The organism is Halobacillus sp. ABA4_118 (assembly GCF_056160205.1).
This window is the reverse complement of record NZ_JBSWWS010000001.1, coordinates 1841517-1867204: the sequence shown is the minus strand read 5'-3', so window position 1 is coordinate 1867204 and position 25688 is coordinate 1841517. Positions and strand designations below refer to the sequence as shown.

Sequence of the window (25688 nt, the reverse complement as noted above, 5' to 3'; positions counted from 1 at the left end):
AAAAAAGATCCGCTTCCTGACAGATAGGAAGCGGATCTTTTTTATATATTAGCTGCGGCCTTTGTTTTGGTAGCTGCCGCGCTTACCGCCTTTACCGCTGAAGTTGCGGTTGCGGGATTTGTTTTTGTTGTTGAAGTTACGGCCGCCTCCGCCTTTGCGGTAGCCGCCTTTTTTCTTGCCTTTGTCACGCTGGGCGTTTTTCACGCTGATTGGTGCAACGTAGGACAAGTTAACAGGAACTTCACTGCGTTCTTTAGTCATCAACTTCAGAGCTGCTGCGATAAGGTCTGAAGACTCATAGCGCTCAAGCAGTTCTTCTGCTGCATTTTTGTAGTTGTTCAAGTCATTGTTGTTCACAGTTTCAGCAATCTTTTCGACAGCCACTTTCTGCTGACCGCGTGCAGCTTCTTCAGAAGAAGGCACTTTCAGACGATCCACTTTCTTCTTCGTCAGCTTTTCAATCAAGTTAAGCTGATCTTTTTCACGTGGTGTAACGAAGGAGATGGACTCTCCTTTACGTCCGGCACGACCAGTACGGCCGATACGGTGTACATAGCTTTCCGGGTCCTGTGGAATATCGAAGTTGTACACATGGGACACTTCAGAGATATCCAGTCCACGGGCAGCTACGTCTGTAGCGACAAGGATTTCGATACGGCCACGCTTGAACTTGTTCAACGTAGACATACGCTTTCCTTGAGTCAGGTCTCCGTGAATCCCTTCCGCGCTGAATCCGCGGGCTTGAAGACCGTCAGCTACTTCGTCTACACGACGCTTCGTACGACCGAAGACGATCGCCAAGGCTGGATCATGAATATCAAGCAGGCGCGTCAGTGTATCGAACTTGTGTTTTTCCGGAACTTCTACGAAGAACTGCTCGATGTTTTCCACCGTCATTTCCTTCGCTTTCACTTTAACTTCTTCCGGATTGTTCATAAGAGTTGTTGCAATATCGCGGATCTCTTTCGGCATGGTCGCAGAGAACAAGAGTGTCTGACGTTCTTCTGGAAGAGCCTTCAGAATGTCGCGGATATCATCGATGAAGCCCATGTTCAGCATTTCGTCCGCTTCATCAAGGACAGCTGTGTGCACGTTCTCCAATTTGATCGTTTTACGACGAATGTGGTCAAGTAAACGTCCAGGTGTCGCTACCACGATGTGGTTGTTTTTCAACGCACGGATCTGGCGCTCCATATTGGATCCACCGTAAATCGGAAGGACGCGTGCGCCTTTCCCTTTACCAAGACGGTTCATTTCTTCAGCTACCTGAATAGCCAGTTCTCTTGTCGGGGCGATGACAAGACCTTGAACGCCTTTCACCTGTTTGTTGATTTTTTCAAGCATCGGAATACCGAATGCCGCCGTCTTACCCGTACCTGTCTGAGCCTGCCCAATCACGTCTTTCCCTTCTAGTCCTAGAGGGATGGTCTGTTCTTGAATTGGTGTGGTTTCTTCAAAGCCCATTACGTCTAATGATTTTAGAATCGGCTTTGATAATCCTAGTGATTCGAATGTTGTCACTTAATTCCTACTCCTTTATGTTTAAATCTTCTACCTATATCCATGTAAAAAAAGCCTTCTGCCACAGGAAACGGGAGAGGCTTCTCTGGTATCTGCCTGATAGATTTATTCATCATAACATATTTAACACATTATATTCTACACATTTCCGCTATGCTTTTCAAACCCAATAATGATAAAATGAGTAAAAACCGACCTATACCAGAGGAGGGCTAGATTGGAAAAGCCTCCGGTGCATCCATATTTCATCCTGTTTATCGGAGTGGTTTCCATATCCACCTCGGCCATTTTCGTCAAGCTTGCGGGCGGCGCCCCTGCTTCGATGACCGCGTTCTACCGGCTGCTGCTTGCCGCCGGACTGATGGCCCCTTATGTATTATGGAAACATTCCGGTGAATTCAAACACATTCATAAAAAAGATTGGCTCCTTGCCACAATTTCAGGAATTTTTCTCGCCTTCCATTTTATCTTCTGGTTTCAATCCTTAAAATATACATCCGTGGCAAGCTCCGTTCTTCTCGTTTCCCTCCAGCCCGTCTTTGCCTTTACGGGCGCCTATCTGTTTTTCCGGGAACGATTTACCGTCGGAGCCATTCTCAGCCTTTTCATTACGTTGATCGGCAGTGTCATCATTGGATGGGGAGATCTTCAGCTGAGTGGAACAGCACTGGCCGGTGATATTCTTGCGCTCCTCGGAGCGGTTACCGTAACCGGGTACTTCCTGCTGGGCCAGAGTCTGCGCCAGCGGCTGTCGCTTCTCACCTATACACTGATTGCCTATGGAATGGCAGCTGTCACCCTCGGCCTTTACAACGTGGCCGCCGGGACGGCCTTCACAGGCTACTCTGGAGAGCAGTGGCTTATTTTCCTGGCCCTTGCCGTGATTCCGACGTTCTTCGGACATTCACTGTTCAACTGGACACTGCGCTGGCTGAGCGCGGCCTCCATATCGATGGCGGCCCTCCTGGAGCCGATTGGAGCCTCTCTGTTAGCTTACTGGATCCTTAAGGAATCCATCACTTGGGTGCAGTGGCTTGGCGGGTCCATCGTTTTATTCGGCTTGATGATGTTTATTTTGAGCACCACGAAAAAAGTCGAGCCGAAACTGACCCACGAATTGAAAAAAGATCACTGAAACGAGTCTGGTATACTGGAAAGACGATATTTTGAGAGCAGGTGAACGAATGACTACACAACTAATCATCGACGGCGGCGGAGATGTCGCGCCGGGAATGATGGAGAAGCATAACATCCTCTCCGTCCCGTTAAACATCCATTTCGGGGACGAACATTATAAAACGGAAGAAACCATTGATCTGGATACCTTCTATACGAAGATGAGACAGTCAGAAGAGCTCCCCGGCTCCTCTTCCCCGAGCCCGAATGATTTTTATGAAATGTACAAACGCGTGGACCCGTCTGCGAATATCCTCATCCTTGCCATCAGTCACGGGTTGAGCAGCACCTACGAAAGTGCTGAAATCGGCAAAAACATGCTGCTTGAAGAAGAGCCCGACCGCCGGATCGCAGTTATGAACACCAAAACGGCCTCCTGTGGTATCGCTCTTCTTGTCGACGAAGCAGGAAAGAAAATGGACGAAGGCGTCTCCTTTGACGAACTTGTCGCCCATATGGAAGACCGTATCGAGAACACGATTACGCTGTTCATTTTGAAAACGCTGGAGAACGTCATTAAAGGCGGACGCCTGGATAAAGTCAAAGGCGCTCTGGCCAAGACCCTGAACATCAAGCTGCTTATGAAAGCAAGTGAAATCGGTGCCGTCGAAGTAACGGAAAAGGTGCGGGGAAACAAAAAATCGATCCGCCGCTTTGTCGATCAAATCGGGGAATACGCCCATTCCTTCGAAGACCGCGTCATTGCTCTGTCCCATTCCAATGATGAGGAACGCGGCAGTCAGGTGCTTGATATGATCAAAGACCGCTATCCATTTAAGGAAAGCCTGTTTATGGAAATGGGGCCTTTGATTGCCACCTATGCGGGGGAAGGCGGCCTCGCCATTGCCTTTTTCAAAGATTAAAAGCTGAAAACTCTGTTTCTCTACAAGCTTTTTTCTTTCTTACCGCCAGGAGTGGAAGGGGCGCCGCTCATTGGGAATTCCTTAACATCGACAAAGACTCTCCTTCACCCAGCTCGCCCTTGCTGGATGGAGGAGAGTCTTTTTCATATTCCGGAAGGCAGCCGTCATCAGCGCCTGTGCTTTTCCTTTTTCTTTTCCACGCAAGTGCGCACCAGCGCATCCCATGCTGTTCTTTTGAATCTGCTTCGTGCACAATTTCTCTCCTCTATATTCTAACGTCGGCATGAGGAGCGTTCGGTGGTGATGCCTGCATGCCCGCGGCATTCATCCACCGATAAGCGGAAAGTGACCCTTCCCACGACAAATGGACAACTCTCACTGGTTAACACAGGCTTTTTCTACAGCCAACAAACTCCTTAGGCCTTAGCCTAAGGAGTTTGTTTATCCATGATAGGTTTCATAATCAGGCTGCGGGGAAAGCAGTGCCAGAACTGTCGCGGTGACTGGAAATAAAACGGTAAGCACGATGATTTCCTGATAGCCCCCGAGCCAGTCATAAAAAATACCGAAAGGAAGCGGCCCGAGAGCAGATCCAACGACCATCACCGTCTGGGCAAGCCCCTTAATGCTCCCGAGGTGGGCACGCCCGAAATAATTCGGCCATACGATGTTCAATACAATCCGCTCAAATCCATTCACCACTCCCCATAAACAGCCAAAACCGACAGCGGCAGCCCAGGAATCCGTCACAAGAAGAAGCAGCAGCGTACAGATATGTCCGAAAAATGTAACAGCCAATATGTAATGCACTTGGAAGCGGTCGACAAGCCAGCCACTAATAAAAGTGACCGGAAACCCGACAACGGCCATAAGCGTCAACACCATTGCTGCTACTCCAGCGTCAAGGCTGCGCAGTTCCATAATGGAAACCATATGGAACGTGATCGCTGTGTTGACGAGAGCAGGAACCGTCACACAAAACAAAATGAACCAGAAAGCTCTCGCAGCCATTGCTTCTTTTAATGTCCAGCTTTTTTCATTCACTTCGGCATTCAGATTGTTGATCTCATGCCCGTCTGCCGGTTTACGGCCCCCATCAGGCACTTCCCCTATATCTTCCGGACGGTTTCTCACGAGGTAAAAAGCAAGCGGCACGAATATCACCAGCAGAGCGGTTCCCCAGATTCCCCAGGTCATTCGCCAACCGAACGCTTCAATCAGCCACGTGTTCAATGGCGGCAGTAGTGCAGAGCTTGCGAAACCCCCGATGGCCATCACACTGAGCGCCCGCCCCCTTTTCCGGATGAACCACTGCGGAACAAGGGTATTCGGGATCAATGTCATCGACCCCTGTCCAAAGAGGCGGATCAGGAAAAAACCGATGAACATCATGACAGGACCCGCTAAAAAGGCATTCCAGAACAGCGCAAGGGCGAGGCACATTCCGACGGCGACCATCATCGCCCGCTGTCCGAAACGGTCAATCAGCCGCCCCATCATAAACAATAGGAATCCGGCCGCAAGCGTAGCACCGGAATAAATACCAGAGACAAGCGAGCGGGTATAATCAAAATCATCTATGTAATAATCAATGAAAATAGAAATAGAATACGTCTGCCCGGGCCCGGAGAAAAACACACTCAGACCGGCAATAAAAACGATCACCCATCCATAATAAAAGGGTGATCCGTCTGTTCGGTTATTCAAGTTACCCCCTCCTGCTGAGCGCTGCCGATGAACTCGAGCACTCTGTCAAACAGTTCGTCTTTATCATCTCCGTGGCAGATAAGATGCTTCGACTGCTTCAAAAAGACCACTTCTTTTTCTGTAGACGGAATTTCCTCCTCTAAATAAACCGCTGCTGCTTTAGGAACCATGCCGTCCAGCTCTCCCTGGATAATCAGGACAGGGCACGTCACTTCCCTTAAATAAGGGCGGGTAAATTGAACACATTTCATAAATTCAATGGTTGAAAATACATACGTATCGCGCATTTTTTTCTGATAGCGGCGGAACAGATCATTGTCGGCCAGCGCACCATTCCACGCATCTCCAGCCATCTCCAGAACATCCTTCGCCATCTGCGGAAGGCTCACATATTTGCCGGCGGCTGAGAGAAGCACAAGCCGGTCAATCCGGTATTTGGCCGTCAAATAAGCTGCAATCATGCCACCCATGGAGAATCCGACGATATACACTTCATCGTGACGTTTCATCAAATCCAACAGCGCAAGTTCAGCTGCTGCAATCCACTCCTGATAATAATGCCCTTCAAGATCCAGATCCTCCCCATGGCCGGGCAGGGTCGGGTTGGCGATTTCCCATTCGGTTCTCGCTTCAAGAAAATCTACGAGCGGCTGCACTTCCTCCGGGCTTCCTGTATATCCGTGAATGCACAAACATCCAATACTCATAACTTTTTCCTCCGCATCCTGCAGTTTTTCCAATATGGAAGAAAGAAAACGCGCTGACATCAGCAGCGCGTCTATTTGATCCCTTTCACAAAAGTACCGATGCCTTTGACAATCGGACTGACTTGTTGAACGGTCTTCATCACCTGACCGGTCGTATTCATCATTTTATCAAAGTCAAATTGACCTTCCTCATTTTGAAAATAGCCGATCACACTCTTCCCTGCTGCTGCGGGTTGGAAAGAGGTGGAGCCGCCTTCATTCCCGGTTTCAGTATAACCGGAGTAAGGGGTACTATTCACCTGGTAATAAGGAAAGCCGTAGGATGCACCTCCCTGATATGGGTAGAAGGCGTTCCCCTGATAATAGGTCTGCGGGTAAGTATCCTGGCTGTACACAGGAGGAGCCGGATACCGGTACCAGTTTTCGTAATAAGGGTAGGAATAATATGGGTACATGACTGTGCCACCTTTAACGTATTTACTTCAGCCTATGACAGAGGCAGGAAAAGAGTGAGACGCAATCATCCAGTACCCGACACGATAAAAAAACAAGTGACTCTCATCACTTGTTTCCTTTATTTATGAAAAGTTGAATGAGTCCGTTTGAGCATATAGGTCTTCCCTCAACCCCAGCACCTGCTGGAGCTTGCGTTTCTGAAACCCTAAAACACGGTGATCATCGACAAAGGTGGCCGGGGTCCCGTAGACACCCTTCCCCTGAAGCTCCTTAAAATAGGTGCGGTTTTCCGATACGTTCCGTTCCTCAAAATCTACATTCCACTCATCTAATAAATCCATGACCTGGTTACAAGAGGCACAATCGCGACTGGTGTACACAACAACATTCTGGTTTCCCATGACTCCCCTCCTCATGCCGGTTCAATAAACGTTCTACAGATTTTTCCCTGATCATTTTAGTTTAAACGTCTATTCCTCACCTATGTTTACCACGTATTCCCACTTATTAATCCCCCTTTTTACATAGGAAAAAAGGAATTCACCTCCACCATCCCGAATGGAGGTAAAAACAAGATGGAGGAGGCAGTTTTATGGCTTTTACGTATGTATGTACTGGTTTCCCCGGGTTTCTGGCGGCTGAGCTGCTGAAAGATCTGTTCCGCACACGGAAGGTGGAGCATGTTTATCTTCTTCACCTTCCTCATATGGAAAAGGAAGCACGAATGCGGCTGCATGACTGTCTGGAGGACCCTGCTGTGGAGGGCGGCCGTATTACACTGATAACCGGAGACATTACAAAGAAAGATCTCGGGCTCGACATTTCGACAGCCGAGGAGCTGAAACAGAACCTCACCCACTTTTATCATCTGGCTGCCTTATATGATCTGGCCGTTCCGCTGGCGCCTGCCCTTCAAGTAAACGTTCAGGGAACACGAGAAGTGCTTCGTTTTCTGCAAGACTGCCAGCGATTGAACCGCTGTCTTTATTTCAGTACGGCTTATGTATCCGGAAAAAGGCAGGGAACCGTCTACGAGCATGAGCTGAAGCATGGAGACGGCTTCAAAAACCATTACGAATATACGAAATACGAAGCAGAAAAGCTGGTACAGGAGTATCAGCATCGTCTGCCCCTCACCATTGTCCGGCCCGGCATCGTCGTCGGTCATACGCGGACAGGATCGACAGCGAAATTCGACGGCCCTTACTTTATCTTGAATCTCCTGCATGCACTGAAGTCCCTCCCTGTTGTCCCTTATTTTGGAAAAGGTCAGGCCCGGGTGAACCTCGTCCCCCACGATTATGTGGTCCAGGCAGCCAACGTTCTCACCCACCTGCCGGACGCGGAAGGTAAGACCTACCACCTGACAGATCCCCACCCCTATACAGCAAAGGACATTTATCATCATTTCGCGTATCTGTATGCCGATAAACAGCCTCATCTGACGGTGCCGCTCCCGGCTGCCCGTCCACCGTTAAAACTGAAACACATCCGTCAAAAGCTGGGCATTCAAAAAGAGGCGCTCGACTACTTTGAAACCGCCGCCGATTATGATTCAGCCCAGGCAGAAAACGACCTGGCGTCTTCCGGTCTCTACTGTCCGGACCTCTTCTACTATACACAGCCGCTCATTCATTATTATGAAGAGCATAAAAACAACCCAGCTAAGCATGTCTCTATTCTGTAAGGATGTTTCAATGGAAAATTCCACAAAAAGAAACGGGAGGGGTTATCTGCCCTCCCGTTTTTCTCATTCTCCCGCTTCGGCCAGCCAGCTCTCATACAATGCTTCCAGTCTTTCATCAAGCTCTTGCTTTTCCTGTTCCAGCCTCCCCGACTCTGAAAGCGAAGCCACCGCCCATTCTTCTTCCAAACGAGCGGCCTCTTCTTCGAGATCCGTAATCCGGTCTTCCAGGGATGCGGGTTCTTCCACAGGTTCAAGGGCCGCCTTCTTTTCCGCTTCCTCTTTTCTTTCCTCCGGCCAGTGGTGCTTCGTATCTTCATACGATCCTGAACATCGATACCCTTTTCCATTTGCCAGATACATGGTTTCCGGAAAGCACCGGTTCAGAAAATGGCGGTCATGGGACACACCGATCACCGTTCCGGAGAAGCGGTCCAGCGCTTCTTCCAAAACCTCCTGGGATTCAATATCCAAGTGGTTGGTCGGTTCATCCAGGAGCAGCACGTGCAGGTCCTGCTGCATGAAGATGGCCAGTTTCAGGCGCATTTGTTCCCCGCCGCTCAAATGGCGGATTTTCCGGAAGACATCATAGCCGTAAAAAAGAAACCCTGCCAGCTGACGCCTTGCCTCTCCTTCGGTTACACGAATAGATGCGCGGTAATAATCAATCAGCCTCTGCTCTTGATCAGCCTCCTGCAGCGGATGTTGAGGAAGATAGCCCACCTTCATCCCAGGTGCACGTTTCATCGTACCCTCATCCAGCTGTTCTTCCTCAAGAAGCAGACGAAGAAGTGTCGACTTGCCACTCCCATTCGTCCCGACGATAGCCAGACGGTCCTGATAACGGACGTGCAGGTTGAAGCCCTGAAGAATCGTGGAATTCCCATAGGACTTCCCGCCGTTTTCCACGATGAAGACATCCTTCCCTGTCCGGTCTTCTGAATCAAGGGAAAGCTTCATCCGTTTTGGATCCATGACCGGTTTATTGATTTTCTCCATACGTTCCAGCGCCCGCTCCATGCTTTTCGCTTTTTTAAATAACTTCTCACTGGGAGGAGAGGCCTCGTTGGCCCACTGCCTCAACCGGCGGATGGCATCCCTCATTTTCTTGATCTTCTTCTGCTGTTCTTCATAATGGTGAAACTCGACCAGCAGCTTTTCTTCCTTCTTCTTTTCAAAGGTTGTGTAATTTCCTTTATAGGCTTCTATATTACCAGCAGCAAGGTCATACATATCCGTAACGACCCGGTCGAGGAAAAAGCGGTCGTGAGAAATGATGCAGAGTGTGCCGGGATATTGCTGGAGAAACTCTTCCAGCCACTCGACCCCTTTGACATCCAGGTGGTTGGTCGGCTCATCCAGCAGCAGCACATCCGGCTTTTCCAACAGCAGCTTCGCCAGACCAAGCTTCGTCTTTTCCCCACCGCTCAACGTGGTAAAGGACTGATCGAGCAGGTGGTGGACCTTTAATCCGTGGGCGACCTGACGGATGGATGACTCCATTTCGTAGCCCCCTCGGTCTGCAAACCGCTCCTGCAGGAATCCGTATCGTTCTACAGCTTTCTCCATATGTTGCGGAATCCTCATCTTCTGTTCCAGCTCTTGCATCTCCGCTTCCATGTCCTGAAGCTCTTGAAAGGCCGAGCGTAGATATTCCCGGCCGGTTCCCGTCCAATGGGACGGCATCTGAGTCAAATATCCGATGGTTTTTCTTTTCTGGATAAACACATCGCCTCCATCAATCGGCTCTTCCTTCGTTAAGATCCGGAACAATGTTGACTTCCCGCTTCCGTTCCTTCCGACAAGACCAACACGCTGGTGTTCTTTGATTTCCATGTTCAAGTCTTCGAATAACACTTCGCCGCCCATAATTTTATAGATATGTTTAAGGGTTATGATCAATTTCCGTTCCTCCTAAAGACATTTTAAAAGCACAAAAAAAGCCAGAGGTCCCGTTACCTCTGACTTTTGTTCATGCATATTCAATCAGGTATGAGACATTACAGATTCCTATTCAGATGTCATTTTTGGACATACGTGTCCCGTTGACAGCTGAAATGTGAATAATTGCACGACGCAGATAGTTCAGTTGATAATCAAGCGCATGCATCTGTAACATCTTTATACCCCCTTTGTCTTTAGTCTTACGTCTATCATAACGGATTGTCTGAAAATTGGCTACTCTTTTTGATGACCGGCATTTTTCCCGAGTTTCTTCAGCAGGTCAATCGCCGTTGTTTTCTCCTCATCTGTCAGGCCGCTCATAATAGATTCAATCTGCTGCCAGTGATCCGGAAAGATGCCGTGAAGCAGTTTCCTGCCCTCTTCCGTAATCGACGCATACGTAATCCGGCGGTCTGTCGGGCATGGGACACGCTTCAAAAACCCTTTCTTTTCAAGCTTGTCTACCACATACGTAATGCTGCCACTGGCAAGAAGGATCTTCTCGCCGATTTTCTGCAGCGGCTGATCCCCCTGATGGTATAGCAGCTCCAGTACACCGAATTCCGTCGGGTTTAATTCATAACGCTGAATATCGTCCTTCACTAAATCACCGATGGCCCGCTGCGCCTTAGATAAGACGACAAACAGCTTCAATGATGGATCTTGTTTCTTTTTCAAGTACAATTCATGTTCGTTCATCCGGTTCGCCCATCCTTTTTAAAAGATAAAGATAGTATAAGTTTAACATTTTCGCACTGTCAATCAGGCACGGACGGATAAGCTTGAAGACTTTTATAGATCAGTTGTCGTTCGAAGGGCGTTCGGGCCGCCTCCTAAAAAAGTGAAATGGGCCGGCAGCACATCGATTTGTGCAGGTGTCTCTGTTTTAATTTCGCCGTCCATATCTACTTCTTCATCCGTTTCCGTCTCAATGGTAATATGCTGTCCCTGACGATAGCTGAGGTCCTGGAACTTTTGATCGACAGAGCGTTCCCTTCCCATTGCCAGCCACTCTCTGAATACAGCCAGGCTGGAATTTTTGACAATCAGCACATCAAACTTCCCGTCCTGCAGGTCGAGCGATGACATCGGAACTTTCCGGGTACCGATGAACTGCCCGTTCATAACAAGGATCATCACCGCTTCCCCCTCCAGTTTTTCCCCATCGACGGTCAATGAAAAACGAAAAGGTTCGGATCGGTTCACTGTTTTCAATGCACTGATGAAATAACTGAGCACCCCTAAACGGTTTTTCTGGTTTTCATCGATGTTGAACGATGTCTGGGCGACGAGGCCGATGCCCCAGAAGTTGATGAAATACGTATCTTCTGTTTTGCCGGCATCCACCTGCAGTGCCTCCCCCTTCATAATGGAGGCAGCCGCCTGATCCAGCCGCTGCGGAATATCAAGGACACGGCTGAAATCATTGCACGTTCCGGCGGGAAGCACCCCGATCACCGGCCGCTTTTCCAGTTCCGCCATGCTGTTGATGCATTCATGAATTGTCCCGTCTCCCCCAAGGATTAGGAAGACATCGGTTTCTGGACCGTACGTCCTGCAGACGTCCCGAAGTTCTTCCAGCGAAGCCGTCTGAATTACACGCAGATCTTTGACCTCTTTACTGACCTCAGGAAGCACCTGGCTGAGTGCAGGTGTGATTTCATTTTCTTCTTTATTTCCGTTATATAGAAGTATCCCGGTTTCAAATCGCGGCATAGTATCCCTTCCTTCCTCCTTACATAATTGACGAAAAGCGGACCTTTGAAACGATTTCCTCTATTTTCATCCTACGACCTCCAAGCAAATCCTTTCGGCATCTAAGTAAATAGGCGGGACATTCTCTATTCGGGAAAACCACTGGGTTCCTCTTTTGGGCAAGGATCAGAAAAAATGATGAAGCTGTTTTTTCCATAGAGGAATTCAGGAAAACCTCATCGGCAACCCTGCTGTGTTACTCTTTATTCCTCCATATCTTCCATTGTACACCACTTCGTCTTCCACCTGGCGGCTTCTCTGTTAGAACAAGCCGCACCCATCCACCTAAGCAGATGGGTTTACGAATAGCCTTCTTTGTTTTATACTATATTTTGTTTAGGGGGCTAAGTAATTATGAAGAAACAAATGGATGAATCACTGGGATATCAGATTCATATGGTTTCCCATTTTCTAAGAAACGTATATAACGAACGGCTCGGGGAATATGGATTGACCCATGCCCAAGGCAAAGTCATCCACATTTTAGCCAGAGAAGGCGAGCAGCCACAGGTGGAACTCCAGAAGCGGCTGCACATCAAGCCTTCCTCTATGAACGGCGTTGTGGAGTCTCTCCTTAAATATGAACGAATATCAAAACGGCCGAGTGAAGAGGATAAGCGCACAAAACTGATCACTCTGACAGAAGCCGGCATGGAACTCCACGAAATGATCGTCACAACCATTAAGGAAATTGAAACAGAAGCTTTCGCTGACCTCTCTCAAGAGGAACAGCAGATCATGACATCCTGGTTGAAAAGAACCCAGGAACGCATAAAGTCACAAACAGCAGGGAGAGAAAACGAATGAAAGAACAAAGTCAGCGTTTAGGTACCCAGCCTATACCAAAGCTGTTGGCCAATTTGTCCATTCCGGCGATGATCGGAATGTTCGTTATGGCGCTGTACAACGTCATTGATACATTGTTCATCGCACGCGGTGTCGGGATTCTCGGAGTATCGGGTGTAAGCATCGGTTTCCCGGTTATGATGATCATTATGGCCATTGCAGCAGCCGTCGGTATTGGTGGTGCCTCCGTTATATCACGAAGGCTCGGAGCAGATAAAAAAGACGAAGCGGATCTTGTTTTCGGAAACGTCCTGATCATGATTGTCTTAATAAGCAGTGTCGGCTTCATCGGCGCTTTCACCTTTTTAGAGCCGCTCCTTACCATTTTCGGAGCTACAGATAACATCATGCCGTATGCGAAGGATTATTTATTCCCGATCATGGTCGGTTCCCTGTTCTTCTCCTTCGCCTTCGCGACAAACAACATCATCCGTTCTGAGGGGAATTCAAGGTTTGCCATGATCACGATGATCATACCTGCGGTTCTGAACATCATTCTTGACCCCATCTTCATCTTCGGACTCGACATGGGCGTACAAGGGGCTTCCATAGCGACGGTCATTTCACAGGCGACGGTATCGATTGTTGTTCTGAACTATTTCCTTAAAGGAAAATCTTCCCTGACAGTCAGGAGAGCCGCCTTGAAGCTTCAGACGAAGATCATCAAGGAAATCATCACCATCGGTATGCCGGCGTTTATCCGTCAGGTGGCTGGGAGCGCAATGATGATCGCTATCAACTTGATGCTTATCAAGTTCGGAGGCGAATTCGAAGTCGGGGTCTTCGGAATCGTCCAGAAGCTGGCCATGTTCACCATCATGCCGATGATCGGTGTCCTCCAAGGTATGCAGCCGATCATCGGCTACAACTACGGGGCCCAGAACTATGAACGGCTAAAGGAAACCGTCAAGCTCGGAATGAAAGTCGTCACCATCATTTCTGCCGGTATTTTTGTTCTCATGATGGCTTTCCCGAATGCATTGATGATGATTTTCACAGGAGATCAGGCAACGATCGAAACCGGGGCTCACGCCATCCGGATTATGTTTGCCTTTGCTGTCCTGATCGGCGCACAAGTCGTCAGCGGTGGTCTTTACCAGGCGCTCGGCATGGCCAAACCGGCGATGATCCTGTCTATGGCCCGCCAGGTGCTGTTCCTGATTCCGCTGGTACTGATCCTCCCGAATTTCTTCGGTGTCACCGGTGTATGGCTTGCCTTCCCGGCGGCCGATCTTCTGGCGTTTGTTTTATCCATGATCTTTCTTTACAGAGACCGATCCCTTTTCTTCAAACCGAAACGCGGGGCATCCAATTACGAAACGGCCCCGTCTTGATCAACAGCCCGGCGGCTTGACGCCGGGTTTTTTCTTTTTCTGCAGAAAAATCTGAATGAGCACTGCTTTGTTCTCCATCTTTTCCCAAAGATTCTCAGCAATGGATAGCAACCCATGACATTTTCCGTTAAAATGATACAGAGAATGCTATTTTTCACTGGTAAAGGATGAAGTGTATGACTTACTCGGTCCACTTGATCAAACTGTTTATCCGCCGTGATGATCATTTGTTCAAGCTGAATGAAGCAGAAAAATTGAAAAACGTCTGGAATCTATTATTCTTTTTACTCGCTCTCACTTTACTCACCTTTGTCTGGACGGCCTGGCTCGGCCTGGGTACCGATGCGATTTCCGCTAATATGACAGAATTGACCCGGACTGATTATGAACTGAGAAAAGCATGGTTCCTGATCGGCAGAGCTGTTTACGGGCTGCTGTTTTTTTTATTCCTTTTATTTATCTCTTCGTTTTTTTACTGGTTATTCAATCATGTATCCTACAAAAAGCTGATCATTCTACAAATGAACGTCCTGCTCGTTATGCTTCTTGAGCGTGTAACCTGGGTGCCGTTGATGGTCTATGCAGGAATCGACTGGTATGTATCACCTCTTTCCTTTGGTGTTGCAGCCTCCTACTTCACTTCCCTGGAGTGGGTCATTTATTTTTTCGGTTCCATATCCCTTTTCCAGCTGTTTATCATCTGGTACCAGGTCAAATGCCTTTCCCGGCTGTCCAGAACAAAAATCGGCTGGATCTGGACCGGCGTCATTTTCTGGCATCTATTGCTGTGGGCTGGAACCTCCGCCCTTGCCTATTACGATTTGTATCTTCTTTATTTAATAAGGTAGGAAAGCCGCAGGTGGACATATTATGAAGAAAATTAACATTAAAGGAAGAATGACCGGATTGTTGATCATCGCTTTCATTACGACGAATGCCCTGTTGATTTATTTGGACGAAGATGACAGAGTGGACCGGAAATCCTATCTCCATACATGGTCACAGGCGGTTACATATGACCTCTTTGAAAGAGTGGAAACCAAAGGCGTCTTCACATCGCAGGAATCTGTCCCGGTTTACTTTGACGGCGCAGATGGTTCCTTCCAGCAGTTCCTCGTAAGCGAGGGGGACAAGGTGCAGGAAGGCGATGACCTTTATACCTATCAGGTTGAAGACTACGCTGCAGAGGAATCCCGTCTCCAAGGAGAAGTGCAGCGCATTCAGGAAGAAATAACAGCCGTCGAGGACTATATCGATCAACTGGATGCCTATGATATCCCTGATCCCTCATCTCCAACAAACCGTTCCACTTCTTCCTTTTTCGGAGAAGACAGGGATGCCTCCGGGGAAGAAAGCTCTTCTTCCCCGGATTCCTCTATAGAAGCGGAGTATCTCAAAGAGGAGGAACTTGCCAGACAGCAGGCCGAACTTTCCAAACAGCAGGGGCTGCTTGAAATGGCGGAAGACCAGCTGGACCAGCTCCAGGAAACGGGAGAACAGATTACAGTCACCAGCCAGTTTTCAGGAACCGTCACCGATATCGATGAAGAACTCAACGCTCCTATCCTTACGATGAAGTCTGCCAATCTCGTATTGGAAGGCGAAATCCAGGAAGAAGACCGGACACAGGTGGAAGAAAACTTAACCGTTGAGATCTTTGTACCCGAGCTTGAACTGGAAACGACCGGAACGGTAACCCGGGTGGACGAATTCCCGGAACAGACAGACCTCGGCGGGAAGAGCCGGTATCCATTCATCGTGACACTGGAAGATGCGGATGAACAGCTTCTTCCCGGCTACCATGCGGAGATGCAGGTGATCACAGCGGAAGCACCGCAAGCCGTCGCTGCCCTGGACGCTGCCTTGACGACGGAAGAAAATCTGTACGCCTGGATCATGAATGAAGAGGGCATCCTGGAACGCCGGGAAGTGACAACCGGCATGGAGGAGGACGGACTTGTCCAAGTCGTATCCGGCCTCGAGGACGGGGAGTGGATGGCCGTTGCACCGAAGGACGAATTCCGTAACGCCTCTGTTTTTCTGACCTCTATGCAGGCGGAGGACCTTCCTGTCAAAGACCTGATGGAACTGGATCAGTCAACGATGCTCAATTACGGACTTCTCGGACTTTTATCGAGGTAGTCATACAAAGAAGACGGCCGCCCGCGGCCGTCTTCTGCTTGTAGAAAACCCCCGTGTTTTTTACTGCTTCAAGGAACCGGTCAAGACGCTTTGGCAACCGGTCCATATCCCACACATTCCAAGCCATATGTATTGCATCTTTTACGTGTCCATGGGACGATAAAAGATAAATAAACCGTTGACTTTAAAGGGGGCCCACAATGAAATTAAGTGTATTGGATCAGTCCCCTGTTTTAGCTGGGACAGACCCACAGGAAGCATTAAGACAAACAACCGAATTAGCAAAATGGACCGACCAGCTCGGGTATCACAGGTTCTGGGTATCCGAACATCACAGCACCGGCAGCCTTGCGGGGTCTTCACCGGAAATCCTCGCCGCTCACCTGGCTGCTCATACAGACACCATACGAATCGGCAGCGGAGGCGTGCTTCTGCCGCATTACAGCCCGTTTAAAGTAGCTGAATCCTTCCGTGTTCTTGAGACCCTTCATCCGGACCGGATTGATCTGGGGGTCGGCCGGGCACCCGGAGGCCTGCCGAACATCAACCTTGCCTTGAATAAAGGGAACGTCCCCAATGTGGAAGGCTATCCTGCACAGGTTGAAGAACTGATCGCTTATCTGCATGGGCACGACCCGCACGGAATGGGGATACAGGCGACACCGACAGGCGAAACTGCACCACCGGTATGGATGCTCGGTTCCAGCGGGACGAGCGCACGGGTGGCCGGAGAGCTGGGAGCTTCGTATTCCTTTGCCCACTTCATTAATGGCCGGGGCGGCACAAGAGCGATGGAGCGTTATTTCAACCATTTCACCCCTTCGCTGCAGCAGACCGAACCGGACGCCAATGTTTCTGTTTTCGTCGTATGTGCAGAAACGGATCAGCGCGCCGAGTATTTAGCATCAAGCCTGGATCTTGCCCTTCTTCAAATTGAAAAAGGCGGAAGGCGCACCCACTTCCCTACACCGGAAGAAGCTCTTTCCCACTCCTACACGGTCTTTGAAGAGGAGCGCATCGCCGATAACCGTAAAAGGATGATTGTCGGATCGATCGAGCGGGTGAAGGAAGAAATTGAGGAACTGGCTTCCCTTTACCAGGTAGATGAAATCATCGTCAATACGATTGTCACTCCATTTGAGGAGCGGCTGAAATCCTACGAACTGCTGGCCGGCGCTTTTGAACTGTCCACGTCCACCACTATGACCTGAGGTCGTAGTGGTTTTTTTTATGCTTTTCTCCAATTCCTATTGATTTCCACTCTGCATGTGCCGATGTATATAGTTGTCAGACATCTCTTTCATAACGAAGGAAATGATGTCAGCGGATTTTATACAGAGGAGTGAAATAGTTGAAGCGTTCGACCTTATTTATCGTCCTATTTCTGTTTAGTTTTCTTATATCCGGCTGCAGCAGTGGTTCTGCTGAAGGAACGGAGGAGTCTGGAATCAGTGCAGGTCTGCTTGTCACTGAAAGCGGTCTCGGAGATGATTCTTTCAGTGACTCCGCTTTTCAGGGCCTTGAGCAGGCCCGCGATGAGTTGAATATAACGTTTGATTACCGTGAACCTTTTGACCAGAATTATGAAGCTCATGCCCGCGATCTGATTGAACAGGGGCACGATGTCATTATCGGTCTCGGGTATAACTCACAGCCGGCCGTCGATCAGCTGGCCGCCGAATTCCCTGACCAGGATTTCGTTTTGATTGATGCCATTTCTGATCAGCCCAATGTATCATCCATCACTTTTAAGGAAGATGAAGGAAGCTACCTGATCGGTTTCATTGCCGGCATGAAATCCAAAAGTGGTGTCGTAGGATTCATTGGTGGAGAAAACATTCCTGTCGTAAACCGGTTTGAAGAGGGATTCACAAAAGGAGTTCTGGAAGCCGCTCCCGACGCCGAAATATTGGTCAGCTATGCGGATACCTTTGATGATGACCACAAAGGCGCTTCTCTTGCGGCGGAGATGATCGATCAGGACGCCGATTATATTTTTCCAGCTGCCGGCTTTACAGGTATTGGTGTGCTGAAGGAAGCTGAAAAACAGGACATCTACGCTTTCGGAGTGGATAGTGATCAATTTTATACGGCGGAAGAATCCGTCGTGACGTCCATGCTTAAAAACGTCAATGTCGCCTTATATGGTGTGATGGAACAGTTGTCTGAAGGAGAAAAGCTGGACGGCAGCGCCCGTACACTCGGGCTTGAGGAAAACGGTGTGGGGCTTGCCCCTATCCGCCTGATCGATTTAAACGATCAGGAAGAGAAAACGCTCCAAACAGCTATGGGGCAGTAGAACGAGGAGGAAAACAAATGAGTATCAGCCGCAGACTATTTGTCATGACTTTGCTGCCTCTGGTGTTGTGTATTATTTTAATCGGTGTGATTGTGTTTCAAATGATCGGATTACAGCGCTCTACGAATGAAGATATTCAGGTGCTCCTTGATGGTAAGGAGCTTCACGGACAGCTCGTCCGTGTAGAACAGGCCTTGACGACATATGGCTACAACCCTTCCGAAGCTTCCAAGCAGGAAGCCTTCACCCAGGTGGAGCAGACGAGGCAGCTGTTTCAGACGGTGGAGCCGCTCATTGTCACCGATACACAGCGGCAGTGGTTTGACCAGGCCCAGGCGAAATTCAACGATTGGGAGAGCCTGGCCACGGAAGCATTGAATACCGATGACACGAATGAGATTCAGCGGCAGGCATCACGGACAGCCGGGTTAATCAATGATGTGTACATGCTTCAGCGGGAATCACAGGCATGGTATGAAAACAAAATGGAGGCACAGCAACAGACGATCGGTCAGTTGATTCTGTTCACCATCATTGCGGCCGTTATCTTAATTATCGGCACCTTGTACTCCACCTTCCGCCTGACCGCACATATCGCCCGCCCCGTCCGCCAGCTGGCCGCCCAGGCTGCTGATGTGGCCGGAGGGAACTTGACAGTGAACATCGAAGACGATCCGAAGAAAAACGATGAAATCGGACAACTGACCCAATCCTTCCGTGTCATGGTGGAGAATCTTCAGGAAACGGTTCAGTCCGTAGACGAAATCGGACAGAGCGTCAAAACGTTCAGTTCCAGGTTGAATCAGGAAATGAACGGCCTTTCGGAAATATCCAGCCAGGTGGCTCATTCAACGGATGAACTGGCTCAGGGGAGCCAGTCGATCTCCAACGACGTTCAGGATGCCGCTGTATTGATGGAGGATCTGGACGACCGCTTTGCGAAGAACCGTCATGACGGACAAGAATCCAGGGAAATTAGTACACAAGCCCTTCATTCTGTTGAGGAAGGACAGAACAGTCTGATGAATCAGCGGACCTTGATGGATCAAAATACGGCTTCTTTAGCAAAAGTCGAAACATCGGTGCACCAATTCATCCAATACACTGATCAAATTGAATCGACCGTACACCTTGTGAACGATATCGCCAGCCAGACCAACCTGCTTGCCCTGAATGCAGCCATTGAAGCTGCACGTGCAGGAGAGCATGGAAAAGGATTTGCCGTTGTCGCAGAGGAAGTGCGCAAATTGGCCGATCAATCCACCGCTGCAACAGCAGACATCTCCGATATGGTGTCACAAATCCGGAGCGGCGTGGATACGATCCGCCGGGAAATGACAGAAACTGTCCAGGTGACAGAGCAGCAGAACACGTCTGTGTCTGCATCAAAAGCCGCCTTTGACCAGATCAGTACGTATGTCCATACGATCGACCAGCACCTCGAAGCCCTCGTACAGGGACTCGATCAGTCCCGTCACCAGAGCACAGATGTTCATGCGGCTTTTGAAAACGTAAGCAGTGTCATCCAGCAGACCGCAGCAGGAACCGAGGAAATCTCGGCTTCTACGGTGGAGCAGCAGTCCGCCTTCCAGCAGCTGCTATTGGAAAGTGAACAGTTGGAAACGATGATCGGCCAATTGAATGAACAAATCCAGCAGTTTCAATGGCAGAAGGAACCGGAAACGACTCCCCCACATGCCGATGAGGAAATCATCACCGCTTCAGCTTCCTGAAGCGGTGTTTTTTTACCGCCGCTTCGGACGCCCGGCAGGACGCTCAAGGGAGCGCAGGTCTTCATCTACATTCATGACCTTCTGTTCCACCATCTGTCGGGCATCCTCCACTCCTTTGTTATAAAAGAAAGGCCCCATTTCCTCTGCCATCTGATGAACCCATTGATCGGCCGCCAAATCGCCAATGACCTCCCCACGTTCAAGCTCAAACCACTCTTTAATACGTTCAGCCATGTATTCCTGTTGTTCTTTTTTCAACTTCACAACCATCCCCCCTTTTCCCTCTATCCTATCACACCATCCCGGTGACACAGACCGCTTTATTCGGCTTCTCAGGACGGATATGGATGCAGACGTCCCGGAACCCTGCCTGCACCAGCATCGCCTTCATCTGGCCTCCGAGGATATGTGTGGTATCATCTCCCGCCCCCTCTTCGTGAGGACGGAGCGTTAAGGCTATTCTTCCGTTTTGGTTCATGTTTGTATACAAATGGGCGAGTATCTCTTCCGGATCTTCCCAGAAGGTGACATTGTTAACGGCATAGACTTTATCCATCGCACGGTGGAAATGGACCAGGTCTTCAGCCTGCCCGTGAATGACACCCACCTGCGCAGCATTATTGAAGCTCCGCCATTTATGCAGCACCGTTTCGACCATCACCTCGGATGGATCCAAGGCGTAAAGGTGGAGTCCCTGGATTCTGGATGCCTGCTCTAACGCTTCTCCTGCTCCACATCCGATTTCAAGAACTTCCTCTCCTTTCTGCAGATCCAGAAACGATAGTGTCCACGCGTTCAGCTTTTCATTTTCTTTTTCCATAAAACGTCCGGCAAGCTTCCCCATCCAGCCGGAAGGCCTTGCGAAATGTTGATACAGCATCGGTTCCCTCTCCTTCCTTTCCCGCTTCTTGTACCCGTCTTCAAGAACAGGTATGCCTATTGGTGAAAAGGGTTTAGTTTCCTTCCCGGGCGTTTGTTTGTATGATAGATGACAGAGACCTGTACTTATTTTTTTATAAAATGATCCTAAGGGGGAAAATCATGAAAAAGTGGAGCATTCTTATGCTGCTGATCACACTAGTACTGGCTGCCTGCAGTGGCGGCGGGTCCCAGGAAGAAGCATGGAAGGATATGTCCTGGGAAACCATTGAAGAAGAGGCCGACGGCACGGAGGTGCGTCTCTATATGTGGGGCGGCGATGAAGGGATCAACCGCTACATTGATGAATGGGCGGCTCCCCGCCTGAAAGAAGCACACAACATAACTCTGGAGCGTGTTCCTATGGATGCGGCGGAAATACTCCAAAAACTTCAGACAGAGAAACAGGCCGGAAAACAAGACGGCCCGATCGATGTGATCTGGATCAATGGGGAGAACTTTAAAAATGCCAAAGAAAACGAACTGCTGGCAGGATCGTTTACAGACAAGCTGCCTGCTTTCAATGAATATTACGACACAGATGATCCAGCTTTCCAGACCGATTTCGGAACATCTGTAGAAGGCATGGAAGCCCCGTGGGGCAAAGTCCAGTTCGTCTTTCACTATGACGCCGACCGGATCAGTGAGCCTCCTTCCTCTTTTGAGGAACTGCAGAACTGGATTCATGACAATCCAGGAAAGTTCACTTATCCGCGAGCGGAGGACTTTTCCGGGAATGCTTTCTTACGCCACGTCTTATATGCCAAGGCGGAAGAGCCATCAGATATTTATGAGAATCCCTTGAATGAAGCTGATATTCAGCCGGCGGCGGATCGCACATGGGCTTATCTCAAGGATATTCAGCCGGATTTATGGCGTTCCGGTGATCACTACCCGAATGACTTAACAGAGCTGGATCGTTTATATAGTCAAGGAGAAGTCTTGATGACGATGGGCTACAATGAGTCCCGTGCGGAATCCTTGGTCGCTGACGGGGTGTTCCCGGAATCCACCCGTTCGTTCGTCCTGGAACCAGGTTCTATTGGAAATACACACTTTTTGAGCATTCCCTTCAATAGTTCCAATCCGCCCGGAGCGCTGGCTGCCATTAACTTCCTGCTTTCACCGGAAGCCCAGCTGGCCAAATTCAAGCCGGATTACTGGGGGGAAAACACCACGATCAGCATAGATCAACTACCCGAAGATATGAAACAGCAATTTGAAGCGGTGGATAGAGGAGACAGCGTTCTTTCCACAGAAAAGCTGGAGGAAAGCTTTCTCCCTGAATCAGAAGCCGCCTACGTCGAATGGATGAAAGAGCAGTGGTTTGATGAAGTCGTTCAACCTTAAACATTCTCTCCTTTTCCTGCCGGCTGTCCTGTTTATGCTCCTTCCTCTTTACGGGCTCCTGACAGCTGTCTTGAACAGCTTTGGCCGGCACAGAGGATGGACACTGGACTATTACCGGCAGATCTTTGAATCCAACCGTTTTGTCACGTCTCTTGTTTTCAGCCTGCAGACAGCCTTGATCGCCACCCTGTTGTCCATTCTTATCGGGATCGCTTTCACACGCAGTTTTTATCCCATCCTGGAAAAAATGGCACCAAGGGTGAGTGTATGGATTCCGATGCTGTTCCCGCACTTTGTCTGGGGCTACATGGTCATTCTCCTTCTTTCAGAAACCGGAGTGGCCGCTCAGCTGTTCACGGCTGCCGGATGGATTTCTGACCCGCAGCAATTTCCGATACTCACAAGGGACCCGAACGGAATCGGCATCATCTTAACCTATGTATGGAAAGAGGTTCCCCTTGTCATCTTGATGCTGCTGCCGGTCTATGCCTCGATCCGGCCGGAATACTATGCACTCATCGATACACTTGGGGGGTCGGTTTGGAACAGAATCACAGCGGTTGAACTGCCTCACCTGCTTCCGGTTCTGATGGAGACAAGCCTGATCATTTTCTCATTCACCTTATCGGCTTATGAAGTACCTGCTCTGTTGGGAACCACGTTTCCGGAGATGGTCTCCGTACTCAGCTATGACTGGTTTTACGGAAGCTCCTGGCAGAAACGTCCACTGGCGTTTGCCGCTATGGTCAGCATCAGCCTCGTCCTGCTGGTTCTGTCCTTTATCGGATACGGGTACTTAAACAAAGCCAGATGGAGAGCTATGAGAGGAAGTCGTTCATGAAGCAGAATTCACGTTTATTTTTAGTGCTTACGCTCCTGTTTTTCCTTATGCCGCTCCTCATACTGGCCGCTCAGAGCTTCAGTGCGCCGTGGCGGTTTCAAACAGGCGCCGGACTGGACTGGGAGCTTCGCAGCTATGAACAGCTGCTGCAGAACCCGATGCTCTGGAAAGCTACATTCACATCGATATGGATCGGATTCATCGTCCTGCTCCTGAATGTATTGATCGGTGTGTCCACCGGCAAAGCGCTCGCCACCGTCCCATTGAAAGGAAAACCCTGGGTGGAGGCTTTACTGCTGTCACCGATTCTTATCCCGGTCCTTGCGATCGCCATGGGGCTCCACATCTTTATGATCCGTGCCGGATTGGCGGATACAGCACTTGGTGTCATCATCATCCACCTTGTACCGACCGTCCCTTACAGCATTAAAGTATTTCACAACAGTTACCAGCAAATTGGACGGGCGATGCTTGAGCAGCCTCACATCCTCGGTGCCGGATTTTTCAGGCAGCTGTTCACGGTTGAGCTGCCTCTCTTGAAACCGGCGCTTCGAAGTGTCACTTTTTTAACCATTGTCATCAGTCTGAGCCAGTACGCAATCACAGCCGTTATCGGCGGAGGACGTGTGCTGACGCTGCCTCTCGTATTCTTTCCATTCCTGGAAAATGCGGATGCTTCCGTCATGTCTGCGTTTTCCCTCTGGTTTGCTGTCATACCCGTTGGGATGTATATCCTGGTGGAAGCTGTCATCCTTCTGCTTCCCTACTCTCGCCTGCCTTGGAGGAATAAAAGATGAGCCCGACTACATTAGAAGTGAAGCAATTGAAAAAAAGCTTTCAAGAAGACCTGATTTTGAACGGTCTTTCCTTTCAATTAAAGAAAGGGGAAATCCTCAGCGTTGTCGGTCCTTCTGGAAGTGGAAAAACAACGCTTCTCCGTGTCCTTGCCGGCCTCGAAACCCCTACACACGGGTCCCTCTGGATGAACGGTAAGGACATTACAGCTACAAAAGCCAACCGGCGGGATATCAGTCTCGTATTCCAGCAGCCGCTTCTGTTTCCCCATATGACAGTAGAAGAAAATATTGTCTATGGAGCGAAAGTATCTAAGAAATATGACAAACAGAAAGTAGAGAGACTGCTTGAAGCGATTGGAATGAGCCGGTATAGAAATTATTTCCCTTCAGAAATCTCCGGCGGTCAGCAGCAGCGGACAGCGCTTGCCCGCGCCATGGCGACTGAACCGGAAGTGATACTTTTTGATGAACCGTTCAGCAGCCTGGATCCATCGCTTAGGCAGGACCTGCGCTACTGGGTCAGAGATTTCCTCGTGGAACAGAAAACGACAGCCTTGTTCGTTACTCATGATATGGAAGAAGCTATGATCATGGGAGACCAGATTGCCGTCTTTCAGGATGGAGAGTTTCAACAGATTGGAGAAGCATCTGTCCTCCATCACCATCCTGCCAATCAAAAAGTCGCTTCCTTCATGGGCGGCCACCTGATCCTGAATGAAAACGAATTTGTCCCACTGGGGGACATACAGCTTTCCCCGGGGCATGAAGACGGCGAGATACGTACCTTCCAAGGTCGGATGGAGCACCTGACCTACCAGCACGGACGTCCAGTCGCTCATATCAACGTTCCCGCCCTGGGTTCCAGAGTGGCGTTACCCGTTCAACAGGTTACAGCGGATACAGAAGAAGTCACTCTGCACATCCCGACTTCCCGCATTCAACGATTTGAGGTGAACCATCATGAATAAAAAAACTCTGCTCCGTTCGCTATTGTTCCTGACGATTTTCATTGCGGCGGCCTGGTTTGCCCGGAGCCGGTTTAACGTCGATCCACAAAACATCCGTGCCTACATCCTGTCGTTCGGCAGTATCGGCCCGCTCATTTTTATGGGATTGTATGCCATCGGCCCCATTGTCGTCTTTCCAACCTCCGTGCTTTCCTTGGCAGCAGCCTTTGCCTACGGCCTGTGGCCGGGTATGCTGTACATTGTCATCGGAGCGACCGGGGCAGGAATCACCGGATGGGTGATGGGGCGCTTCTTCGGAGATTCCGTGTTGAAGTTCCATCAGTCCAAGTGGGCTTCTTCCATCTATGAGCGTATGAAAGGACAAGGATTTTTATATGTATTTGTCCTCAGGCTCATCCCGCTTGTCGGATTTGATATCCTCAGTTATTTATCAGGGATGACGCGGGTGAAACTGCCATCCTTTATCCTGGCCACAGTCCTCGGCATGCTGCCCGGCACATTCGCCTACAGTCTTGTCGGTACCAGTCTTGCCAGCGGGGACAGGACATTGATTTTCGCCGCGCTGAGCGTTTTTGCCCTTATTCTAGTAACGACATACCTTTTCCGGAATAAAGTACGTTCCTGGTTGAAGATTTAACCATAAGAAA

The 25688-nt window shown here is 49.5% G+C and carries 25 protein-coding genes; 15 read left to right on the top strand and 10 right to left on the bottom strand.

Annotation, left to right across the window (positions count from 1 at the left end; genetic code table 11):
• Window positions 1–48: 48 nt before the first annotated feature.
• Window positions 49–1521 (bottom strand): degradosome RNA helicase CshA, encoded by a 1473-nt coding sequence (gene cshA / locus ACXAGL_RS09285; protein ID WP_474967188.1) that lies wholly within the window; start codon window positions 1519–1521, stop codon window positions 49–51.
• 217 nt (window positions 1522–1738) lie between these two features.
• On the opposite strand from cshA, the gene ACXAGL_RS09280 reads away from it, so the two are divergent.
• Window positions 1739–2656: a DMT family transporter gene (locus ACXAGL_RS09280; protein ID WP_474990899.1), complete on the top strand. Its 918-nt coding sequence runs from the start codon at window positions 1739–1741 to the stop codon at window positions 2654–2656.
• Window positions 2657–2705: 49 nt separating this feature from the next.
• Window positions 2706–3560, top strand: a complete 855-nt coding sequence (locus ACXAGL_RS09275; protein WP_474990897.1) for a DegV family protein — start codon at window positions 2706–2708, stop codon at window positions 3558–3560.
• A 441-nt stretch (window positions 3561–4001) separates the two neighbouring features.
• On the opposite strand, the gene ACXAGL_RS09270 is transcribed toward ACXAGL_RS09275, so the two are convergent.
• From ACXAGL_RS09270 to ACXAGL_RS09255, 4 genes are all read right to left on the bottom strand, one after another.
• On the bottom strand, window positions 4002–5267 hold the full coding sequence (locus ACXAGL_RS09270) for an MFS transporter (RefSeq protein WP_474967184.1): 1266 nt from the start codon (window positions 5265–5267) through the stop codon (window positions 4002–4004).
• Complete coding sequence (locus ACXAGL_RS09265) at window positions 5264–5974, bottom strand: alpha/beta hydrolase (RefSeq protein ID WP_474967183.1); 711 nt, start codon at window positions 5972–5974, stop codon at window positions 5264–5266. Before ACXAGL_RS09265 ends, ACXAGL_RS09270 begins: the two co-directional genes overlap by 4 nt.
• 71 nt (window positions 5975–6045) lie before the next feature.
• Window positions 6046–6429, bottom strand: coding sequence for a YppG family protein (locus ACXAGL_RS09260; RefSeq protein WP_474967182.1), 384 nt, complete (start codon window positions 6427–6429; stop codon window positions 6046–6048).
• Between the two features lie 123 nt (window positions 6430–6552).
• Entirely contained in the window at window positions 6553–6831 is a 279-nt protein-coding gene (locus ACXAGL_RS09255; protein ID WP_027956800.1) for a glutaredoxin family protein, read from the bottom strand.
• 191 nt (window positions 6832–7022) lie between these two features.
• Here ACXAGL_RS09255 and ACXAGL_RS09250 point away from each other — a divergent pair, with 191 nt between their 5' ends.
• On the top strand, window positions 7023–8117 hold the full coding sequence (locus tag ACXAGL_RS09250) for an SDR family oxidoreductase (RefSeq protein ID WP_474990895.1): 1095 nt from the start codon (window positions 7023–7025) through the stop codon (window positions 8115–8117).
• A gap of 63 nt (window positions 8118–8180) precedes the next feature.
• Here ACXAGL_RS09250 and abc-f read toward each other — a convergent pair whose 3' ends face one another.
• The 3 genes from abc-f to ACXAGL_RS09235 form a co-directional block, all read right to left on the bottom strand.
• Window positions 8181–10016 (bottom strand): ribosomal protection-like ABC-F family protein, encoded by a 1836-nt coding sequence (gene abc-f / locus ACXAGL_RS09245; protein WP_474990893.1) that lies wholly within the window; start codon window positions 10014–10016, stop codon window positions 8181–8183.
• Window positions 10017–10292: 276 nt separating this feature from the next.
• The gene (locus ACXAGL_RS09240; protein WP_474967179.1) at window positions 10293–10757 is read right to left on the bottom strand and encodes a MarR family winged helix-turn-helix transcriptional regulator; all 465 of its coding nucleotides are present in this window, start codon (window positions 10755–10757) and stop codon (window positions 10293–10295) included.
• A gap of 93 nt (window positions 10758–10850) precedes the next feature.
• Window positions 10851–11774, bottom strand: coding sequence for a YegS/Rv2252/BmrU family lipid kinase (locus ACXAGL_RS09235; protein ID WP_474967178.1), 924 nt, complete (start codon window positions 11772–11774; stop codon window positions 10851–10853).
• 393 nt (window positions 11775–12167) lie between these two features.
• Between ACXAGL_RS09235 and ACXAGL_RS09230 the strand changes: the two genes are divergently transcribed.
• The 7 genes from ACXAGL_RS09230 to ACXAGL_RS09200 all read left to right on the top strand — a co-directional run bounded on the left by ACXAGL_RS09230 (window position 12168) and on the right by ACXAGL_RS09200 (window position 20167).
• Window positions 12168–12620 (top strand): MarR family winged helix-turn-helix transcriptional regulator, encoded by a 453-nt coding sequence (locus ACXAGL_RS09230; protein WP_474990891.1) that lies wholly within the window; start codon window positions 12168–12170, stop codon window positions 12618–12620.
• Window positions 12617–13993: an MATE family efflux transporter gene (locus ACXAGL_RS09225; RefSeq protein ID WP_474967176.1), complete on the top strand. Its 1377-nt coding sequence runs from the start codon at window positions 12617–12619 to the stop codon at window positions 13991–13993. Before ACXAGL_RS09230 ends, ACXAGL_RS09225 begins: the two co-directional genes overlap by 4 nt.
• A gap of 176 nt (window positions 13994–14169) precedes the next feature.
• Entirely contained in the window at window positions 14170–14841 is a 672-nt protein-coding gene (locus ACXAGL_RS09220; protein WP_474990889.1) for a hypothetical protein, read from the top strand.
• A 22-nt stretch (window positions 14842–14863) separates the two neighbouring features.
• Window positions 14864–16135 (top strand): efflux RND transporter periplasmic adaptor subunit, encoded by a 1272-nt coding sequence (locus ACXAGL_RS09215; RefSeq protein WP_474990887.1) that lies wholly within the window; start codon window positions 14864–14866, stop codon window positions 16133–16135.
• A 200-nt stretch (window positions 16136–16335) separates the two neighbouring features.
• Complete coding sequence (locus ACXAGL_RS09210; protein ID WP_474967174.1) at window positions 16336–17346, top strand: LLM class flavin-dependent oxidoreductase; 1011 nt, start codon at window positions 16336–16338, stop codon at window positions 17344–17346.
• Window positions 17347–17486: 140 nt separating this feature from the next.
• Window positions 17487–18434 carry a BMP family lipoprotein gene (locus ACXAGL_RS09205; protein ID WP_474990885.1) on the top strand — a complete coding sequence of 316 codons (948 nt, stop codon included), beginning with the start codon at window positions 17487–17489 and terminating at the stop codon, window positions 18432–18434.
• Between the two features lie 17 nt (window positions 18435–18451).
• Entirely contained in the window at window positions 18452–20167 is a 1716-nt protein-coding gene (locus ACXAGL_RS09200; protein ID WP_474990883.1) for a methyl-accepting chemotaxis protein, read from the top strand.
• Between the two features lie 12 nt (window positions 20168–20179).
• Here ACXAGL_RS09200 and ACXAGL_RS09195 read toward each other — a convergent pair whose 3' ends face one another.
• Window positions 20180–20437, bottom strand: a complete 258-nt coding sequence (locus tag ACXAGL_RS09195) for a DUF2164 domain-containing protein (RefSeq protein WP_474967171.1) — start codon at window positions 20435–20437, stop codon at window positions 20180–20182.
• A 22-nt stretch (window positions 20438–20459) separates the two neighbouring features.
• Window positions 20460–21047 (bottom strand): class I SAM-dependent methyltransferase, encoded by a 588-nt coding sequence (locus ACXAGL_RS09190; RefSeq protein ID WP_474990881.1) that lies wholly within the window; start codon window positions 21045–21047, stop codon window positions 20460–20462.
• A 161-nt stretch (window positions 21048–21208) separates the two neighbouring features.
• Here ACXAGL_RS09190 and ACXAGL_RS09185 point away from each other — a divergent pair, with 161 nt between their 5' ends.
• The 5 genes from ACXAGL_RS09185 to ACXAGL_RS09165 are packed head-to-tail and all read left to right on the top strand — an operon-like array spanning window position 21209 to window position 25678.
• Window positions 21209–22435: an ABC transporter substrate-binding protein gene (locus tag ACXAGL_RS09185; protein ID WP_474967169.1), complete on the top strand. Its 1227-nt coding sequence runs from the start codon at window positions 21209–21211 to the stop codon at window positions 22433–22435.
• Entirely contained in the window at window positions 22416–23276 is an 861-nt protein-coding gene (locus ACXAGL_RS09180) for an ABC transporter permease (RefSeq protein WP_474990879.1), read from the top strand. The genes ACXAGL_RS09185 and ACXAGL_RS09180 overlap by 20 nt, the downstream gene beginning before the upstream one ends.
• The gene (locus tag ACXAGL_RS09175) at window positions 23273–24073 is read left to right on the top strand and encodes an ABC transporter permease (protein ID WP_474990877.1); all 801 of its coding nucleotides are present in this window, start codon (window positions 23273–23275) and stop codon (window positions 24071–24073) included. The genes ACXAGL_RS09180 and ACXAGL_RS09175 overlap by 4 nt, the downstream gene beginning before the upstream one ends.
• On the top strand, window positions 24070–25041 hold the full coding sequence (locus ACXAGL_RS09170; protein ID WP_474990875.1) for an ABC transporter ATP-binding protein: 972 nt from the start codon (window positions 24070–24072) through the stop codon (window positions 25039–25041). Before ACXAGL_RS09175 ends, ACXAGL_RS09170 begins: the two co-directional genes overlap by 4 nt.
• Window positions 25034–25678 carry a TVP38/TMEM64 family protein gene (locus tag ACXAGL_RS09165; protein ID WP_474967165.1) on the top strand — a complete coding sequence of 215 codons (645 nt, stop codon included), beginning with the start codon at window positions 25034–25036 and terminating at the stop codon, window positions 25676–25678. The genes ACXAGL_RS09170 and ACXAGL_RS09165 overlap by 8 nt, the downstream gene beginning before the upstream one ends.
• The last annotated feature ends 10 nt before the right edge of the window (window positions 25679–25688 follow it).

Coding starts and splice junctions, on each gene's coding strand:
- ACXAGL_RS09225 (WP_474967176.1), top strand. CDS start 12,617: ATGAAAGAACAAAGTCAGCGTTTAGGTACCCAGCCTATACCAAAGCTG.
- ACXAGL_RS09215 (WP_474990887.1), top strand. CDS start 14,864: ATGAAGAAAATTAACATTAAAGGAAGAATGACCGGATTGTTGATCATC.
- ACXAGL_RS09275 (WP_474990897.1), top strand. CDS start 2,706: ATGACTACACAACTAATCATCGACGGCGGCGGAGATGTCGCGCCGGGA.
- ACXAGL_RS09180 (WP_474990879.1), top strand. CDS start 22,416: ATGAAGTCGTTCAACCTTAAACATTCTCTCCTTTTCCTGCCGGCTGTC.
- ACXAGL_RS09265 (WP_474967183.1), bottom strand. CDS start 5,974: ATGAGTATTGGATGTTTGTGCATTCACGGATATACAGGAAGCCCGGAG.
- ACXAGL_RS09200 (WP_474990883.1), top strand. CDS start 18,452: ATGAGTATCAGCCGCAGACTATTTGTCATGACTTTGCTGCCTCTGGTG.
- ACXAGL_RS09250 (WP_474990895.1), top strand. CDS start 7,023: ATGGCTTTTACGTATGTATGTACTGGTTTCCCCGGGTTTCTGGCGGCT.
- ACXAGL_RS09190 (WP_474990881.1), bottom strand. CDS start 21,047: ATGCTGTATCAACATTTCGCAAGGCCTTCCGGCTGGATGGGGAAGCTT.
- ACXAGL_RS09255 (WP_027956800.1), bottom strand. CDS start 6,831: ATGGGAAACCAGAATGTTGTTGTGTACACCAGTCGCGATTGTGCCTCT.
- ACXAGL_RS09240 (WP_474967179.1), bottom strand. CDS start 10,757: ATGAACGAACATGAATTGTACTTGAAAAAGAAACAAGATCCATCATTG.
- ACXAGL_RS09260 (WP_474967182.1), bottom strand. CDS start 6,429: ATGTACCCATATTATTCCTACCCTTATTACGAAAACTGGTACCGGTAT.
- ACXAGL_RS09220 (WP_474990889.1), top strand. CDS start 14,170: ATGACTTACTCGGTCCACTTGATCAAACTGTTTATCCGCCGTGATGAT.
- ACXAGL_RS09175 (WP_474990877.1), top strand. CDS start 23,273: ATGAAGCAGAATTCACGTTTATTTTTAGTGCTTACGCTCCTGTTTTTC.
- ACXAGL_RS09235 (WP_474967178.1), bottom strand. CDS start 11,774: ATGCCGCGATTTGAAACCGGGATACTTCTATATAACGGAAATAAAGAA.
- ACXAGL_RS09170 (WP_474990875.1), top strand. CDS start 24,070: ATGAGCCCGACTACATTAGAAGTGAAGCAATTGAAAAAAAGCTTTCAA.
- ACXAGL_RS09165 (WP_474967165.1), top strand. CDS start 25,034: ATGAATAAAAAAACTCTGCTCCGTTCGCTATTGTTCCTGACGATTTTC.
- ACXAGL_RS09230 (WP_474990891.1), top strand. CDS start 12,168: ATGAAGAAACAAATGGATGAATCACTGGGATATCAGATTCATATGGTT.
- ACXAGL_RS09185 (WP_474967169.1), top strand. CDS start 21,209: ATGAAAAAGTGGAGCATTCTTATGCTGCTGATCACACTAGTACTGGCT.
- ACXAGL_RS09195 (WP_474967171.1), bottom strand. CDS start 20,437: ATGGTTGTGAAGTTGAAAAAAGAACAACAGGAATACATGGCTGAACGT.
- ACXAGL_RS09210 (WP_474967174.1), top strand. CDS start 16,336: ATGAAATTAAGTGTATTGGATCAGTCCCCTGTTTTAGCTGGGACAGAC.